This is a genomic window from Streptomyces sp. NPDC004667 (assembly GCF_040609475.1).
Taxonomy (GTDB): Bacteria; Actinomycetota; Actinomycetes; order Streptomycetales; family Streptomycetaceae; genus Streptomyces.
Window position 1 is genome coordinate 22,447 of sequence record NZ_JBEXKC010000004.1, and the last position, 15,478, is coordinate 37,924.

Here is a 15,478-nt window from a genome sequence, read left to right on the forward strand (position 1 = left end):
CGGCCGCTGGGGTGGCCTCACTCCTCGTCGCACCGCTCCAGAACCAGGCTGAGGGAACCCTCCTCCAGCCCGTTGCTGTCCTCTAGGTGCAGGTGACTCCCATCGGGAACACCCTCCGCGGCAAGCACCAGCAGATGCCCGGCAAGCGTCCTGAGACCTGCGGCGTTCGCCTCGATCACGACCTCTCCCCCCAGGCCCCGCACCTCGATCCGCGCGTCCGCCTCCCAAGTGAAGACTTGCGCGACACCATCGGTCACGGCCGTAAGCCGGGTGCTCTCAACGAGGGCACTGCTGGAATCAGAGGTCATGGAGCCATCATGCCGCCCAGCGCACACGGCTCGGGAGGCATGTGCGTCTCATCCGTATCAGCAGCTCGAAGGCGCAAAGCACGATGCAGCGCCAGCTTCCGTCCACGAGTAGGTCACGGCTAAGGGCTGTCCCGTAAACGATCTCCACCTCAGGGGCGTCGCGGGTAGTCAGGGTGATCGGCGTAAGGTGATGCGAGGTCGAGCAGGTCATCGCATGGCCAGGTCTCGCCGTCGTACTGGCAGTCATCGCGGTTGTCCCACGGCAGTTCGGGGTCGCCCGTGGCAGGGCTGAGCACATGTCGGGCGAGCATGCGTCGCTTGGCCCCGACCTCCCGCAGGACGCGAGCGGGGTCGTGCAGCGCGACGTGCAGGGCGATCGTGGGATGGAAGCCGGAGAGTTCTCCTTGAGCGAAGTCGACCGTGTGCCCGTCAGCGGTCCACTCCCCGCAGCCGTCACCGTCACACCGTCGGGCCAGGTCGGCCTCCTCGTCCAGCCGTGTGTGGAGGAACGTCACAAGGTCTTGGCTCATGGGGTCATCCTGAATGATGCGCCAGGTCCGAGGCGTCTCGGAGATTATTTACGGGACAGCCCTCAGGGGAGCTCCGCCCGATAGAAGATCTTCCCGTTGCGGGGCTCCGCGCCGAGGGCTCGGTAGAAGGCGAGAGCCGCCGGGTTATCCGCGTCGGCTGTCCACTCCACCCGCGAGCAACCCACCTGTGCCGCCACGGCCTTGAGTGCCTTCATCAGGGCCCCGGCTACGCCGCGACGTCGAGCCGGCTCGCGCACGTACAGTTCCTTCAGGAACAGGGAGGTATCCGCACCGGCCGCCGGCCACAGGAAGCTGTACGACGCCAGGCCGAGTACCTGCTCGCCGTCGCGGGCCAAGAGCACTGTCGCCGCCGGCCGCTCGCCGAACAAGGCCGCCCGAATCTGCTCGGGGTCACCAGGCGTCGCCGAACCCCCGTAGTAGCCCTCGATTTCCCCGAGGATCACGGAGATGACGTCAACGTCGTCCGGCGTCGCCTGCTCGATGCGCACTGCTGTCCCTCTCGACAGGGGACAGCGCCAACACCTCGCGCAGCACCCGCACCTCCGGCACCGTCCGTGCCTCCGGCACCCTAGCCGCGACCTCCCGTGCCCGGTAGATGACCAGCGCAGATCGGTGCTCGTTCGGCAGGTCGACGATCGTTGCCGTCGCCAGGGCCACCGCACCTGCCACATCGCCGCGGATCGCGGCTCCTATGGCCTGATCAAGGGCGATCAGCGCGCGGTCGGTGTGGTCTCGCAGCGGGTACAGCTCCGGAGCGCGCTCCTGCTGGTCGGCTGCCCGCTCGATCTCGCCCAGGTGGGTCAGGGCGTTGCCTGAGTGGAAGGCGAGCTGCGACTCCGAGTAGCCGAAGGCCGAAGCAGTCCGGTCCGCCTCGGGCAGCCGCTCCAGGGCAACCTCCGCCCTCCCGAGCGCCTCCACCGCGTTGTCCCGCTGCCCCAACAGCGCCAGCGCCCGCCCTTCCAACGGGGCCGCCAGGGCAGGCCCGACATACGGCAGGCCACCCGCGAGGTGCTGTGCTCGCGCGGCCAGTTCGGCGGCTCCCTCCAAGTCGCCCCCGTAGTACAGCTGGTAAGCCTCCTGCGCGTACATCCAGCTGAGGGCCGACCGGTCGTCGGCTGCGGCTGCTGCCGCGCGGCCAGTACGCCACCAGGCTCGTGAGCGGCCATCCCCCAGCTTGAGCAGTCAGCGCCATCAGCCCCGACATCTGCGCCACGGCGATCGTCAGACGCTGCCGCGCGGGCACCGAATGCCGGTGGGTCAGTACGAGACGTAAGTCCGTGAAGTCTGCCAGGAGCTCGGGCAGGAGCTCACCCTCGGCCGGTACCGGGTGGCCCGTCCGTGCCTGGCCACCGTGCACTCCCACTCATCGAGTGACGCATCCGTCATCGGGCCGGCTGTCAACGTCTGGTGCAGGCCCTGCTGCAAGGCATCCGCCTGATCGAGCGGGGAAGAACCCGGGCGGATGTCCGCGAGAGCCACCAGATGCCCTTCGGCGCCGAGGGCTCCATCCAGGGCGGCGGCGAGTTCCCGTGTGGGCTGTCGTTTGCCGTTCTCCAGGTCGCTGACATGCGTCTTCCCGCAGGCGGCGAGACGGGCGACGTCCCGCACGGACCGGTTACCTCGAAGTCGGCGTAGGACTTCGCCGAAGGATTCGGGCACGGCTCCTCCTCCGTGTCCGCAGGGGTGCGGACGCGCGCGGACACGCCAACGATGTTCATCACGGTGTGCGCACGTCAGGCTACTCCTGCGGGCAACTGCCCAGCACCTACTTGGGATTGCCGCCACCCGCTGACGACGCAGGGAGCAGCAGCGTGAACCCCGGCGAGACACGGATCGAGGAACTCCTCGGGAAGGCACTGGCCCCCTACTCGGAACAGCCGGACGCCGAGGGCGTCGCCCGCCTCACCGGCGACTTGGTCGCGAGCGGGCAGGCCTTGCACGCCCAGGTCTCCGCGATCCCGCACGGCCAGCGGACGGAGCGCGGCCACGCGGCCCTGGCCGAGTGGTCGTACTTCACCGACGCCGGCCCGACGGGGCACAGCGACCACGCGGCCTGGAACCACGCGCGCGCCCTGGCCCGGATCCTGCGGAACCTGGCCACGGCGGTCGAGCAGCAGACGAGCCGCGTCCAGTGAGCGAGTGGCAGCGACAGGCCCTGTACGTCGTGATCGCCCTCGGGATCCTCGCCGTCATCGTCGTCGACACCTTCCTCCACACAACCTAGGGAGAAGCATGTCCACTCCGCCCCTGCCCCCTCCGCCGTGCAGCAGCAAGGGGGCACCACCCCCACACCCGCCCAGACTGGCGGAACCATGACCCTCACCATGGAGCCTGGAGCCCGCGACGCCCGGTCTCTGCTCAGCCCCAACGACTTCATGGCGTCACCGCGACCGTCGCCAAGGACAACCCCGACATGGACTGGACCATGTCGGAGCGGGTCGTCGTCGAGGGCCTCAAGTTCGTCGCCGCGGCCGCCGCAGGCGCACGGGGTATCGCACCGTCCCGCGTCGTCGACGAGGGCTGGCACGCCCTCATCCTGCACACCGCCATCTACAACGGCCTGTGCGAGCGTCTCGGGGGTTCGTCCACCACTACCCCGAGCCCCCGGACTCCGGCCGCCCGGTCCGGCCGCGTCGCGGCCGGGCGGGGTTCCTTCTCCTCTGCGGAGCCCCTTCCATGACCACCCAGTCCACATGGGACAGCTACGCCTGCCTCACTCCTGCCGGCCGCCACGGTCCACCGCCGCCCTTCAGCTGGACGATCCATCACGGGCACAGGCCCGGCGCCTCACTCCTCGAAGTCGGCCCCGGTGCGGATGTGCTGGAACTCGGTTGCGGCAAGGGTGATCGGCTCGCCCACCTGTCCTCGCTCGGCGTGCACGCCGTTGGCGTTGACGTCTCAGGCGTTCAGGTGGCTGCGGCAGCTGCCCGGTGGGGGTCTGCGGTCGAGGTGCATCACGCCGGCGCCGCGCACTTCCTGTGCCACACCACGAGCACGTACGACGCGATCTTCTCCGTCTTCGGGCCCACTGGTTCACGGACCCGGGCGTCCTCCTTCCGGCCATCAGGGAACGACTCCGGCCCGGGGGCGTTCTGGTCCTGTCCCATCTGCCCCCTGGGGAACGCTTCGGTAGGCCTGCGTCTTCGGCCGTGCACTCTGCGTCCCCGACCGTGACCCGTTGGGAGGGGGAGGCCGGTCAGTGGGTTAACGCGCTTCGGGAGCACGGGTTCTTGACGCCGCAGGCGGGCACGATCGCCCCGCCTCGTGGCACCTCACCGATGCGCACGATCGTGCTCCGCTACTGGGTGCAGGTCCCGACAGGGCCCCGGCTGGCAGTCCCCCATCGACTGCGGCTCTCTTCTGGAGAACGGCTGGAGCACTGCTCGACCGAGCCCCGCAGCCCGTTTTCGCTGGCTGGTTTGGCGCGCACGGTATGTCCATGCCAGATCTGATCTAACCCGATGATCTGCCAGTTGTAACCCCCTGAATGGGTGATGACTGGGGGCTGCTCACATCGCGATGTGGCGTCGAAGACGAGGAAAGCCCCCCGATCGAACACGATCGGGGGGCCAAGAACAGGCTCTCACCTGCTACTTCCTACTGGTGGGCGCGGACGGTTTCGAACCGCCGACATCTGCTTTGTAAGAGCAGCGCTCTACCCCTGAGCTACGCACCCGTGGACGAGTGGACAGCCTACATGGAGGGCGCACCCCCCACGCAAACCCGTTCCCGTGGGAGAGAATGGACCTGGGCATGGCGGACGCGGTACGGGAGAGGGATTGTGACGACGGCATCCCGGCGGTGGTTCGGCGGGCGGGACGAGAGTCGGCGGGCGGATGTGCAGGCGGCGAAGGATGCCGCCGCGGCCGCGTTCTACGAGCTGGACACCGCGCAGCGGGATCTGCGGATCTCCATGGAGACCATCGCCGCCGCGGACGGCTCGCCCGAGGCCCGGCGGGCCGCGGAGGGGTTCGTGGCGCTGGGGCAGCGCATCGACCAGGTGAGCCACGTGTACATCGAGGCCGTCGACGCGCACGACCTGGACCGGGTCGATCTGGAGGGCTCGGTCGCCTCGCAGGCGCGGGAGCAGCTGACCCGGGCCCGTGAGGAGCTGGTGCGGGTCAAGGGGGAGCTGGAGCGGTTCGCCCAGGGGTTGCAGCCGCTGCTGGACAAGGCGGAGACGCAGCTGGCGAGGGTCGCGCCGGCGCGGGAGCGGGCGAAGGCCGCGCTGCTGGCGGCGAGTGACGCGCTGGACGTGACGCGGGCGAAGGGGATACGGGCCGACGAGCCGGCGGCCCGGCTGGCCGCGCTGGGGCCCGAGCTGACCAAGCTGAACCAGGGCGCGGCCCTCCACGGGGTCCAGGCGACCGTGCAGCGCGCCGACCGGATCCTGCGGGAGGCGGAAGCGGTACGGGCCGAGGTGGCGCGGCTGCCGGAGCGGGCCGCGGAGATCGACCGCCGGTTGGTGAGCCTGCGGACCCGGGCGCAGGCGCTGCGCAACCGGGCGGACCGCGTGGATCCGGTGCTCAGTGAGCTGAGGCGCCGGTTCAGCGCGGCGTGCTGGCAGGACCTTCAGCACGTCCCCGACCAGGCGGTACGGGACGTCGCGCGGGCGGAGGACCGGCTCGGGGAGGCCGGCCGGGCGCGGGAGGAACAGCGCTGGGCCGACGTAGGGACGCTCCTGGAGGAGGTCCGGAGCTCGCTGGACGCGACCGACGAGGCGGTGTCGGCCGCGCAGGACCGGCTCACGCGGCTGGAGGCGGTGGCGCGGGATCCGAAGGCCGAGGTGGAGCGGACCCGGTTCGCGATCCGGGACGCGCAACGGCTGGCGATGGCGGGCCGGACCGTGCCCGATCCCCGGCACGCGCGCCCGCTGGACGAGTCGGTGGCACGGGTGGAGCGGGCCCTGGCCGGGCTGGAGGGGCGGCACCCGGACTATTGGGCGTTCCTGCTGGAGATGGAGGACGTACGGGGCTCCGTGACCCGGGTGGTCAACGGGATCCGGGCGGAGCGCGGCCAGGGCTAGGACGGTCAGGGCTAGCGCAGTCAGGGCTAGCGCGCGGTCAGGGCCGACGTCGTCGAGGCCGACGCAGCCAGGGCCGGCGCGTTCGAGGCCGACGCAGCCGAGCTCGCGCGGCCTGAGCTCGCGTGGCCGAGGCCGGCGCCCCCCGCCCCCGGTCGGCCTTCGCCCGGTACGGGTTGTCCGGGGGGCCTCGGCGGCGGATGCTGGAGGTGCGGGGGGGCGGAGTAGAGGAGGGCGAGATGGCTGCCCACACGTCCCACCGGCCTCGTACGGCCCATGAGTCTCCGGCGCCCTATGAACCGTACCGTCCTCACGCGGTCTACGGGTGTCACGAGGCTCATGAGAACTACGCGCCCTACGTACCCCACGAGCCGTACGAGACACACGAGCCACAGCACTCCCACCTGATGCACCGCCTCCTGCACCCCGTCAACGCCAAGCTCGACGATCACCTGCCCGCCGACCACAAGCTCAGCCAGATCTACCGGGTCGGCGCCGGCCTCACCGGACTGCTGCTGGTCGCCTTCGGGATCCTCGGACTCACCCACCACATCGGGTTCTTCGACACCGGCGGCGACACGGTGCTGGCCCTCAACACCAACGGCGCGCTGAGCATCCTGTCGATCTGCATCGGGGTGCTGCTCTTCGTCGGCATGGTGATCGGCGGGACCTTCGCCTCCACCCTGAACATCGGGCTCGGGCTGGCGTTCATCGCGAGCGGCTTCGTGAACCTGGCCCTGCTCGACACGGGGCTGAACTTCCTCGCCTTCCGGATCCCGAACGTGCTGTTCAGCTTCGTCGTCGGCGTGATGCTGATGTGGTTCGGGATGTACGGGCGGGTGGGCAGCGCCCTGCCGCACGACAACCCGTACTGGCGGGCCCGCCACCCCGACCAGGCGGCCCGGGAACACCGGAGCGCGGCGGCGCCGCTTCACGGGGAGCGGCGCGCTGCGTAGCCTGTGTGCATGCCTCGTTACGAATTCCGCTGCCGGACCTGCGACGACACCTTTGAGGTCAGCCGGCCGATGGCCGAGTCCTCTGCTCCCGCCGACTGCCCGGCCGGCCACGCCGACACCGTCAAGCTGCTCTCCGCCGTCGCGGTCGGCGGCACGCGCGGTGCTTCCGCCGCCGCCCCCGCGCCGGCGATGGGCGGTGGCGGCGGCTGCTGCGGTGGCGGGGGTTGCGGCTGATCCGGGGCGAAGTCGGGGGCGGCGTCGGCGGCGCTAGCGCTTGCGCGACAGGGTCAGGCCGTCCGAGATCGCCAGCAGGACGGACTCCATGCGGGTGTCCGCCGCGACGTGTTCGTTGAACGCGTGGACGCTCGCGCCCCTGCCCTCCGGCGACGTGTCCAGGACCGTCCCGTGGAAGAGCGTGTTGTCCGTGACGATCAGCCCGCCTGGGCGCAGCCGCGGCACGAGCTCCTCCCAGTAGAGGATCTGGTTCTGCTTGTCCGCGTCCACGTACGCCATGTCGATGTGCGGCTCCTCGGGCATCGCGCGCAGCGTGTCCAGGGCCGGGGCGATGCGCAGGTCGATGCGGTCGGCGACGCCGGCCGCCTCCCACGCCTCGCGGCCGTACGCCGTCCACTCCTGCGACACGTCGCAGGCGATCAGGCGGCCGTCGGCGGGCAGGGCCTGGGCCATGGACAGGGCGGAGAAGCCGGTGAAGGTACCGACCTCCACGATGTGGCGGGCGCCGGTGAGCCTGACCAGGAAGGCCAGCAGCGGCCCCTGTTCCTCGGCGGACTGCATGCCGGCCGAGTCCGGGAACTTCTCCCAGGTGGTCGCGACCAGCCCCCGCTGGACCGCGTCCAGCGGGGGGTTGTGCGCGAGGACGTACGCGTAGAGCTCGTCGGTGATCTTGGTGCTGTTGCCCTTGGTCATGCGGTCAGTGTCGCAACCGCCCGGCCGAATGCGCGGATGATCTCCTCACCGGCGAGTACCCCCGCCGTGCTCAGGGCCGTCACCGAGGGCGCCGTCCAGCCGGCGTCGGCGAGTTCCCCGTGCCCGGGCCGCCAGGCCCGGTCCGCGGCGAGCAGCAGGTCGGCGTCGAGCAGGGAGTCGCCGGCGGCGAGCGTGGTGTCGGCGCCGGTGCGCCGCGCCACCTCCGCCATGGCCGCGCTCTTGGTCAGCGGACGCGGGACGGCGTAGATCTTGCGGCCCTGGAGGGAGACCGTCCAGCCGCGCGCGCCCGCCCACTCCTCCAGTGCCTTGAGCCATTCGTCGGGGACCAGCGCGCGCTCGACGACCAGGTACGCGAAGAGGTCCTCCGCCACCCGCGCCTTGCGCAGCCAGGCCGGGTCGGACACGGCCAGCAGGTGGGCGTGCACCTCTTCCAAGGGGGCGCACTCCCGCGCGAGCCGCGTCGCGACCGCGCGCCGCCAGTCCCGGTCCGCCACCCCGTCCACCAGCAGCTGGCCGCCGTTGGCGCAGATCGCGTACGGGGCCGGACGGCCGGGGAAGCTGATGCGCTGGTACTGCTTGCGGGTCCGGGTGGTGGTGGGCACGAAGACCACCGCCGGGTCGGCGGTGAGCTGCGCCAGCAGCCCGGCCGCCGTCTCCGTCATGTAGGACAGCGGCTTGCTCTCGTGCACCTCGACGCACAGCAGCCGCGGGGCCTGCGGGTCGGGCATGGTCAGGCCGAGGGCGGCCGAGGAGTAGATGAGCGTGCGGTCGAGGTCACTGGCTACGAGGACGGTCACGGGGCGGCCACTGCCTTTCCGTCGGCGCCGGTGGCGCCGCGCGTGTATCGGGGGTGGATGAGTCCCACGCACGTGTAGGGCAGCCCGTCGACCTCCTCGACCGGCACCCCCCGCTGCGCGGCGAGCAGGCGTACGTGGTCCAGGTCGGTGCCGGCCCCGCGCCGGGCCAGGATCTTCCACGGCACGCGGCGCAGCAGCACCCGGGTCGTCTCGCCGACGCCGGGCTTGACCAGGTTCACGTCGTGGATGCCGTACTCCTCGCTGATCCGTTCCACCGCCGCCCAGCCCACCCAGGTGGGGGTCCGGTCGGCGGCGAGGAGCTCCTTGACCTCCTCGTCCACGGCCTCGGCCACGGCGTCGAAGTGCGCGGCCACGGTGTCGACGAAGCCGGTGGAGACGTCGGCTCCGGCGAGCTCCCGGTAGAACTTCGCGCCGTGGAAGTCGTCGGGGCCGACCAGGTCGGCCCTGAGCACCGTACGCGAGACCAGTCCGGAGACGGTGGAGTTCAGGCAGGCGGAGGGGATCAGGAAGTCCTCGCGGGTGCCGTACGTCTCCACGCAGGAGCCGGGGTCGGCGAGGACGACGATCTCGGGGTTGAAGCCCTCGAAGGGGGCGAGGGCCTCGCGCAGCTCGCGCGTGATGGCGCCCTTGCCCGTCCAGCCGTCGACGAAGACCACGTCCGCCGGGTCGTGGTGGGCGGCCAGCCAGCGCAGGGCGTTGGTGTCGATGCCGCGGCCGCGCACGATCGAGACGGCGTAGTGCGGCAGGTCGAGGCCGTGCCGGGCCTGGGCCCAGCGGCGCATCAGCACCCCGACGGGCGTACCGGCGCGGGCCAGCGAGACCAGTACGGGGGACGGGGAGCGCTCGGCGAGCACCGTCTCGGTGACGGTCCCGACCGCGCGCGCGATCCGGGCGGCGGAGGCGCCGAGGGCGCTGCGGTACAGCTCCTGGTAGGCCTCGGAGGGCTGGTACTCCACCGGCAGGGACTCGGCGTAGTGGGCGCCGCCGGCCTGGATGGCCTCCTCGCGCTCCTCGGTCGGGGCCTCCAGCTCGCAGCCGGAGAGGTCCTGGAGCAGCCAGCCGACGTCCTCGGGGGCGTACGAGGAGAAGGCAGGCCCGCGCAGCGGATCGGCCAGGGCGGGCTCGGACATGATCGGCTCCTGCCGGTCGGGGGCGTGGCCGGGGCCGGGGGCGTGGGTGGGGGCGGGGGGCGTGTACGCCGGTACGACGGCCAGCAGGACCCGCCCGGTGTGCGGGGCGAGGGCCGCGAGGAGGCCGCTGTCCAGCTCGGGGGTGTCCCCGGCGGAGTCCACGACGGCGACGACGGCGTCGAAGCCGGCTCCCTTGACGTTGTAGGCGTACCGGTCGCCGGGGCCGTCGGCCGGGGCGTCGTGCGCGGGGAAGACGAGCCGGGTGCGGATGGCGTAGCCGGGGTCGTCGACGGCGAGCACGGGTGAGCGGGTCGTGGTCGAGAACCGCACCTCGGCGGCGGCCCCGGACTCCTCCAGCGCCAGCGCGAGCCGCAGCGGCGCGTACATCAGCTCCTCGTTGCCGAGTACGAGGACCCGCCCGGGGTCCTCGCCCAGCGCGTCCGCGAGCTGCCGGGCCAGGTGCGGAACCGCCGCCTCCAGCGCGTCGCGGTGGGCGGGGGTGAAGCCGTGGCGGCCGCCGTCGGGGACACCGGCCGGCCAGTCGAGCGCGAGGCGGGTGACCGGGGCCGCGGGGAGCGCCGGGCCTTCGGTGCCCCGGCGGGCGGTACCCCGGCCGGCGCGTCCCGGGCCGGTCCGGCGCCGGACCCCTCCGCACATCCGGAAGGACGCCGCCTCCTGCTGCTCCACGAGGGCCTGCCCCTTGGCGAGGACCCCCTCCGGGAGGTCGACCGTGCCGGAGGCGAGGGCGATCAGGTCCACCCGGGCGCCCAGGCCGTCGGCGAAGGCGGTCAGCCGGTCGCGGTCGGCCGCCGAGCGCATGTCGACGAGGGCGACGACCACGTAGTGGCCGCGCGGATGGCGGGCGTGCAGGTCCTGGATGGTGTTCAGGACCGTGTTGCCGGTGGAGAACTCGTCGTCGACGAGGACCAGCGGACCGGTGCCCGCCAGCAGCCGGGGGTCCTCGGGCAGGAGGAGGTGGGAGGTGGCGTGCGAGTGCGCCTCCTCGAAGCCGCCCGCGGGCTCCACGCCCGGCACGGGCCGGCGGGTGGAGTGCAGGTAGGGGGCCGCGCCCAGGCCGTCGGCGACGCAGTGGCCGAGTCCGGTCGCGGTCTCCGCGTACCCGAGGACCACCGCGGAGGCGGCCGCCTCCTCGCCGAGCAGGGCCCTCACCCGCAGCCCGAGGCCGTGGCCGGCGGCGTGGACGACCGCCGGGGACTGGGGGACGTGCTTGCCGAGCACCTGGGAGACCAGGAGGTGGGCCCGCTTGGGGTTGCGGCGCAGGGCGAGCCCGAGCAGGGAGTCGAGCGGTGGCGCGGCCGGGTCACCGCCGTCCCGCAGGCGCACGCCCAGCCGGTCCGCGACCCAGCTTCCCGACCAGACCTCGTCGATCGTCTTCCCCTTCTCCACGAACTGCTCCACGGACTGCTCCACGTACTGCTCCACGGACCGATCCACCGCCCCGTCCACCGGCCCGCTCACACCTGGAGCCCGGCCGTGAGCAGGTCGACGAAGCCGACCTCTTCCTTCGCCACACCGAAGACCTCGGCACGCAGCATGGTGCGCTCCGCCCAGGCTCGGTGGGGCTTCACCTCGTTCATCTTGTTCGTGTAGACGGAGCGCATGACCCCGCCGCCGCCGCGCTCGGGGCGCAGGATGTCCTGGGCGTCGCTGAACTCCTCGTGGGAGACCACCGACAGCGCGTGGACGGGCGTGACGTGTGCGGGGTGGATGCAGGTCTTGCCGAGCAGCCCGTTGGCCCGGTCGAGTTCGATCTCGCGGAGCAGCCCGTCGAGGTCGTGTTCGATCAGGGCCGTGCGCAGTTCCTCCACCCCCTCCTCCAGGAAGGGGCTGCGGCGCAGCTGGGGCTTGAAGAGGCGCTGCTGGCTGCGGAAGTACTCCCAGACCGGGCCGGTCACGGTGAAGCCGGTGCCGTCGGCGCGGCTGAGGACGTTGACCACGTCGGCGATCACCCCGGCCACGATCTGGACGTCGTAGGCGGTCATGTCGGGGGTGCGGCGCAGTCCGTACACGGAGCAGAAGTCGGTGACCCCGAGCCGCAGGGCCAGGACGCGCTCGCGGTAGCGGTTGACCGTGCGCGAGATGCCGGCGAGGGCATCGACCCGGGTCTCCAGGTGGAGGAGGTCGGGGGTCTCCAGGACGGGCATGGCGTACAGCCGGGGCAGGCCGGAGGCGGATTCGGCGTCGGCGACGGCGTCGAGGAAGGCCGTTCCGCGGCTTTCGGTGAATTTGGGCAGTACGAATCCGGCCAGGTGGCGCACCGGGCCGCCGAGGCGGCGCACGAGGTCGGGTATCTGCTCGGGGGTGCGGACCCGGATGAAGAGGAGCGGGAGCCCCGCGGTGCCGGCCGGGTCGGTGTCGAGGTCCGCGAACTGTCGGACGAGGTTCTCCTCGCCGCCCAGGACGTCGGAGTCGCTGATGGAATCCTCCAGGCAGAGGACCATGGAGACGACTCCGCGGCCCGCCTGCTTGCGGATGTCGGCGGCCAGGTGCGGCCGGGTCGCGGGGCTGTAGAGGGTCGCCCCGAGGGCGGCCGCCAGGATGTGGGCGGGAGAGGCGATGGAGAACTCGGCCGGCTCCTGGTGGAAGAGGTCCTTGCGGACGGTGGGCGATATGTGCCCGAAGTGACGCATGTACTTCCCCCGTACTGCCTCGGCGGCCCAACTGGCGTGGCCGGTAATAGTACGTACGAACACGAGTCAAGAGTTCCTCAAGTACATGAAGTTCCGGTAACCCTCTTGCACCATGCCCAGCTCTCGCGATCCGGACAAGGCCCTACGGGGGGCCGCATTGTCCCGGTCGCGTCCGGGAGGGCAGGATGACGGGCATGACGCACGCGATGCAGAAGGGCTCGAACATTCCGGTGACCGCCGTGGCGGTCCGGGCGGTGCTGCGCTGGACCACCGGGACCGAGGTGCCGGACGTGGACGCCTCCGCGCTGCTCGTGGGAGCGGACGGGCGCGTGCGCTCGGACGAGGACTTCGTGTTCTACAACCAGCCCCGGCACCCCTCGGGCGCGGTCTGGCGGCTGGGCAAGAAGCAGCTGGGCGACGGGGTGACGGACGCGGTCCAGGCGGACCTGCGCGCCGTCCCCCCCGTGGTGGACCGGATCCTGGTGGTGGCCTCCGCCGAGGACGTCCCCTTCCGGCGGGTCCGGGACCTGCGGATCCTCCTCTACGACGCCACCGCCGGCGCCGGCCCCGAGCCCCTGGCCCACTTCGACGTCCGGCCCGAGACCGGCGCCGAGACGGCGCTGATCTGCGGGGAGCTGTACCGCCGGGGCGAGGGGTGGAAGTTCCGCGCCCTGGGCGAGGGCTACTCCGACGGGCTCGTGGGGCTGGCCACCGACCACGGGATCTCCGTCGACGAGAACGCCCCCGAGCCCGGCGCCGGCCGGACGGCGGAGCCCGCCGGGGCCGCCGGGGCCGCCGGGCCCGCCGGGGCGCCGGGAGGCGGCTCCGGCGACGACCGGACCGCCGCCATGCGGCCGCCGGTCCCCGTGGCGCCCGCTCCGCCCACGCAGGCCCCGCCGGCCGTCCAGCCCGCCTACGGGTACCCGCAGCCGGTGTCCCCGGCCCCCGCGCCCGCTCCGGTGCCGGCCCCGGGCGGGGACCCGTCCTTCCGGCTGCCGGTGCAGGGTCCGCAGTTCATCCGCCGCTGAGCGGCACCCCGTACGGGGGCGGGGCCGGTCAGGCCTTGGTGCTCTTGTAGCCCCGCCCCCACTGCAGGCCCCACCCGTACAGCCGGTCCAGCTCGGCCTGGAACCCGTAGACGAACCTGACCTCGCGGCGGACGATCAGCTCGCCCTTGACGTTCGCCAGGGAGACCACCGCGCAGGAGCGGGCCTGCGGGTGCCGCTCGTCCAGCGGGATCTCTATCCGCGGCCCGGCGGTCGGGTAAAGGGTGACCAGGGCGTGGGTGCGGTCGAAGGCCGGCGTCTGGTCGTAGATGTAGACGAACACGAGCAGCCGTTTGATCTCCTCGGCGTGGTCGAGGTTGACGTACAGCGTCTCCCCGGAGCCCGAGCCGAAGCGGTCGTCGCCGCTGAGCTTGACGAACGGCGGGTCGTTGAGGTCGCCCAGCAGGTTGCCCAGGGGCTGCACCGCGCCCCGGGTGCCGTCGGTCAGCTCGTAGAGGCAGCCCATGTCCAGGTCGACGTTGACCATGCCCTGGGTGTGCGCCTGCACCATGTCGGGCTTGAACAGCTTGAACGGGTGCCGCAGCAGCTGCCCGCTCTGCCCGGAGCGGCCCCCGATGTCGGAGGTGCGCATCCGCCAGGAGAGGTTCACGCGGAGGTTGCCGTGGACCGCCTGCTGTTTGGTGAGCGACACCGTCGGATGCCGCCTGGTCAGCTCGATGGCGTTCGACGAGGCCTGGCCCGAGTCGAACCCCATGGCGCGCGCGCCCCTGATCCCGTCGAAGAACCCCATGTCCCAACCCCCCAGGTCGGTCCGTGCGTGCGCCGGATGCCGTGGATGTGCGGCGGGGCGGCCACGCGGTCCGATGGATCCGCGCGGCCGCCCCGTCGAAACCGAAACGGTTCTGTGGAAAGCGTTCCGCAATCAGGGCCGGGTCACACCCCGGCTCCGACCTCCGCGGGCTCGCCGTCGCCGCCCTCGGCGGCCAGGCGGTTGTTGCGGCGCACCGAGGACCAGAAGGACCAGGCGATGAGCACGACGCCGACGAGACCGGTGATGATCTCGTTGATCTCGTACTGGATGGTGACGAGGAGGATCACGGCGAGGGCGCCGATCGCGTAGTGCGCGCCGTGCTCCAGGTAGACGTAGTCGTCGAGGGTGCCCTGGCGGACCAGGTAGACCGTCAGCGAGCGGACGTACATGGCACCGATGCCGAGGCCGAGGGCCATGAGCACGATGTCGTTGGTGATGGCGAAGGCGCCGATGACCCCGTCGAAGGAGAAGGAGGCGTCGAGGACTTCGAGGTAGAGGAACATGAAGAACGCGGCCTTGCCGGCCATGACCACGGCCGAGACGGGCTTGCCGCTCTTCTTGGCCTCTTCCTCGGCCTCGTGTTCGGCTTCCTCCTCTTCCTCCAGCTTGTTCTCGAAGTAGCCGGAGAGGCCGCCGACGATCATGTAGGTGATCAGGCCGAGGACGCCGGAGACCAGGACGGTCTGCGCCTTGTCCACGTGGACGCCGCCGTGCTGGTGGGCGTTGGCGGCGAAGGTCATCGAGGTGATGACCAGGATGATCAGCGCGATGCACGCGGACAGCATGTCGATCTTGCCGAGCTTGGCGAGCGGACGCTCCAGCCAGGCGAGCCACTTGATGTCGCGGTCCTCGAAAATGAAGTCGAGGAAGATCATCAGAAGGAACATGCCGCCGAAGGCCGCGATGGACGGGTGAGCGTCCGTGACCAGCTGCTGGTACATGTCCTTGTCGTTCATCGCGAGATCGACGGCCTCGATGGGCCCGATCTTCGCACTGATCGCCACGATGACCACGGGGAAGACCAGGCGCATGCCGAAGACGGCGATGAGGACACCGACGGTGAGGAAGATCTTCTGCCAGAAGGCATTCATCTTCTTCAGGATTCCGGCGTTGACCACCGCATTGTCGAAGGAGAGCGAGATCTCCAGGATCGACAGGATCGCCACGATCCCAAAAGCGGGCCATCCCCCGTAGAACACCGCAGCGGCCAGACCGAGCGCAGTGACTGCGAACGACCAGCCGAAGGTTTTGAGAACCACTGGCACCCCATCGTCT

Annotated in this window: 18 protein-coding genes and 1 tRNA gene; 7 read left to right on the forward strand and 12 right to left on the reverse strand. The window is 71.4% G+C overall.

The window, feature by feature from the left end; translation table 11 throughout:
• Nucleotides 1–17 precede the first annotated feature (17 nt).
• The 5 genes from ABZW32_RS03325 to ABZW32_RS03345 form a co-directional block, all read right to left on the reverse strand.
• Nucleotides 18–308, reverse strand: a complete 291-nt coding sequence (locus ABZW32_RS03325; protein ID WP_356210525.1) for a hypothetical protein — start codon at nt 306–308, stop codon at nt 18–20.
• A gap of 149 nt (nt 309–457) precedes the next feature.
• Entirely contained in the window at nt 458–838 is a 381-nt protein-coding gene (locus tag ABZW32_RS03330; RefSeq protein ID WP_356210528.1) for a DUF6221 family protein, read from the reverse strand.
• Between the two features lie 62 nt (nt 839–900).
• On the reverse strand, nt 901–1,347 hold the full coding sequence (locus tag ABZW32_RS03335) for a GNAT family N-acetyltransferase (protein ID WP_356210531.1): 447 nt from the start codon (nt 1,345–1,347) through the stop codon (nt 901–903).
• Nucleotides 1,313–1,948 (reverse strand): hypothetical protein, encoded by a 636-nt coding sequence (locus ABZW32_RS03340; RefSeq protein WP_356210533.1) that lies wholly within the window; start codon nt 1,946–1,948, stop codon nt 1,313–1,315. Before ABZW32_RS03340 ends, ABZW32_RS03335 begins: the two co-directional genes overlap by 35 nt.
• 168 nt (nt 1,949–2,116) lie before the next feature.
• A complete protein-coding gene (locus ABZW32_RS03345; RefSeq protein ID WP_356210536.1) occupies nt 2,117–2,716 on the reverse strand; it encodes a helix-turn-helix transcriptional regulator in 600 nt (199 codons plus the stop codon).
• On the opposite strand from ABZW32_RS03345, the gene ABZW32_RS03350 reads away from it, so the two are divergent.
• The 3 genes from ABZW32_RS03350 to ABZW32_RS03360 all read left to right on the forward strand — a co-directional run bounded on the left by ABZW32_RS03350 (nt 2,671) and on the right by ABZW32_RS03360 (nt 4,033).
• Nucleotides 2,671–2,994 carry a DUF6415 family natural product biosynthesis protein gene (locus ABZW32_RS03350; RefSeq protein ID WP_356210539.1) on the forward strand — a complete coding sequence of 108 codons (324 nt, stop codon included), beginning with the start codon at nt 2,671–2,673 and terminating at the stop codon, nt 2,992–2,994. The genes ABZW32_RS03345 and ABZW32_RS03350 overlap by 46 nt on opposite strands.
• A gap of 278 nt (nt 2,995–3,272) precedes the next feature.
• Nucleotides 3,273–3,539: a hypothetical protein gene (locus ABZW32_RS03355; RefSeq protein ID WP_356210542.1), complete on the forward strand. Its 267-nt coding sequence runs from the start codon at nt 3,273–3,275 to the stop codon at nt 3,537–3,539.
• A 179-nt stretch (nt 3,540–3,718) separates the two neighbouring features.
• Nucleotides 3,719–4,033, forward strand: a complete 315-nt coding sequence (locus ABZW32_RS03360) for a hypothetical protein (RefSeq protein ID WP_356210841.1) — start codon at nt 3,719–3,721, stop codon at nt 4,031–4,033.
• Nucleotides 4,034–4,460: 427 nt separating this feature from the next.
• On the opposite strand, the gene ABZW32_RS03365 is transcribed toward ABZW32_RS03360, so the two are convergent.
• Nucleotides 4,461–4,535: transfer RNA gene (locus ABZW32_RS03365), tRNA-Val, on the reverse strand.
• 105 nt (nt 4,536–4,640) lie between these two features.
• Here ABZW32_RS03365 and ABZW32_RS03370 point away from each other — a divergent pair.
• The 3 genes from ABZW32_RS03370 (at nt 4,641) to ABZW32_RS03380 (ending at nt 7,072) form a co-directional block, all read left to right on the forward strand.
• A complete protein-coding gene (locus tag ABZW32_RS03370; RefSeq protein ID WP_356210544.1) occupies nt 4,641–5,885 on the forward strand; it encodes a hypothetical protein in 1,245 nt (414 codons plus the stop codon).
• Nucleotides 5,886–6,289: 404 nt separating this feature from the next.
• Nucleotides 6,290–6,838 (forward strand): DUF4383 domain-containing protein, encoded by a 549-nt coding sequence (locus ABZW32_RS03375; protein WP_356210546.1) that lies wholly within the window; start codon nt 6,290–6,292, stop codon nt 6,836–6,838.
• A 9-nt stretch (nt 6,839–6,847) separates the two neighbouring features.
• Nucleotides 6,848–7,072 carry a zinc ribbon domain-containing protein gene (locus tag ABZW32_RS03380; protein WP_356210549.1) on the forward strand — a complete coding sequence of 75 codons (225 nt, stop codon included), beginning with the start codon at nt 6,848–6,850 and terminating at the stop codon, nt 7,070–7,072.
• 33 nt (nt 7,073–7,105) lie between these two features.
• Here ABZW32_RS03380 and ABZW32_RS03385 read toward each other — a convergent pair whose 3' ends face one another.
• From ABZW32_RS03385 to ABZW32_RS03400, 4 genes are all read right to left on the reverse strand, one after another.
• A complete protein-coding gene (locus tag ABZW32_RS03385) occupies nt 7,106–7,765 on the reverse strand; it encodes a class I SAM-dependent methyltransferase (protein ID WP_356210551.1) in 660 nt (219 codons plus the stop codon).
• On the reverse strand, nt 7,762–8,583 hold the full coding sequence (locus ABZW32_RS03390; RefSeq protein WP_356210552.1) for an HAD family hydrolase: 822 nt from the start codon (nt 8,581–8,583) through the stop codon (nt 7,762–7,764). Before ABZW32_RS03390 ends, ABZW32_RS03385 begins: the two co-directional genes overlap by 4 nt.
• Nucleotides 8,580–11,123 carry a phosphoribosyltransferase gene (locus ABZW32_RS03395; RefSeq protein ID WP_356210844.1) on the reverse strand — a complete coding sequence of 848 codons (2,544 nt, stop codon included), beginning with the start codon at nt 11,121–11,123 and terminating at the stop codon, nt 8,580–8,582. Before ABZW32_RS03395 ends, ABZW32_RS03390 begins: the two co-directional genes overlap by 4 nt.
• 86 nt (nt 11,124–11,209) lie before the next feature.
• A complete protein-coding gene (locus tag ABZW32_RS03400; protein WP_356210846.1) occupies nt 11,210–12,385 on the reverse strand; it encodes an HpcH/HpaI aldolase/citrate lyase family protein in 1,176 nt (391 codons plus the stop codon).
• 194 nt (nt 12,386–12,579) lie between these two features.
• On the opposite strand from ABZW32_RS03400, the gene ABZW32_RS03405 reads away from it, so the two are divergent.
• The gene (locus ABZW32_RS03405) at nt 12,580–13,413 is read left to right on the forward strand and encodes a TerD family protein (protein ID WP_356210554.1); all 834 of its coding nucleotides are present in this window, start codon (nt 12,580–12,582) and stop codon (nt 13,411–13,413) included.
• 28 nt (nt 13,414–13,441) lie between these two features.
• On the opposite strand, the gene ABZW32_RS03410 is transcribed toward ABZW32_RS03405, so the two are convergent.
• A complete protein-coding gene (locus ABZW32_RS03410; RefSeq protein ID WP_356210556.1) occupies nt 13,442–14,182 on the reverse strand; it encodes a Tellurium resistance in 741 nt (246 codons plus the stop codon).
• Between the two features lie 143 nt (nt 14,183–14,325).
• Entirely contained in the window at nt 14,326–15,462 is a 1,137-nt protein-coding gene (locus ABZW32_RS03415) for a DUF475 domain-containing protein (protein WP_356210558.1), read from the reverse strand.
• Nucleotides 15,463–15,478: the final 16 nt, after the last annotated feature.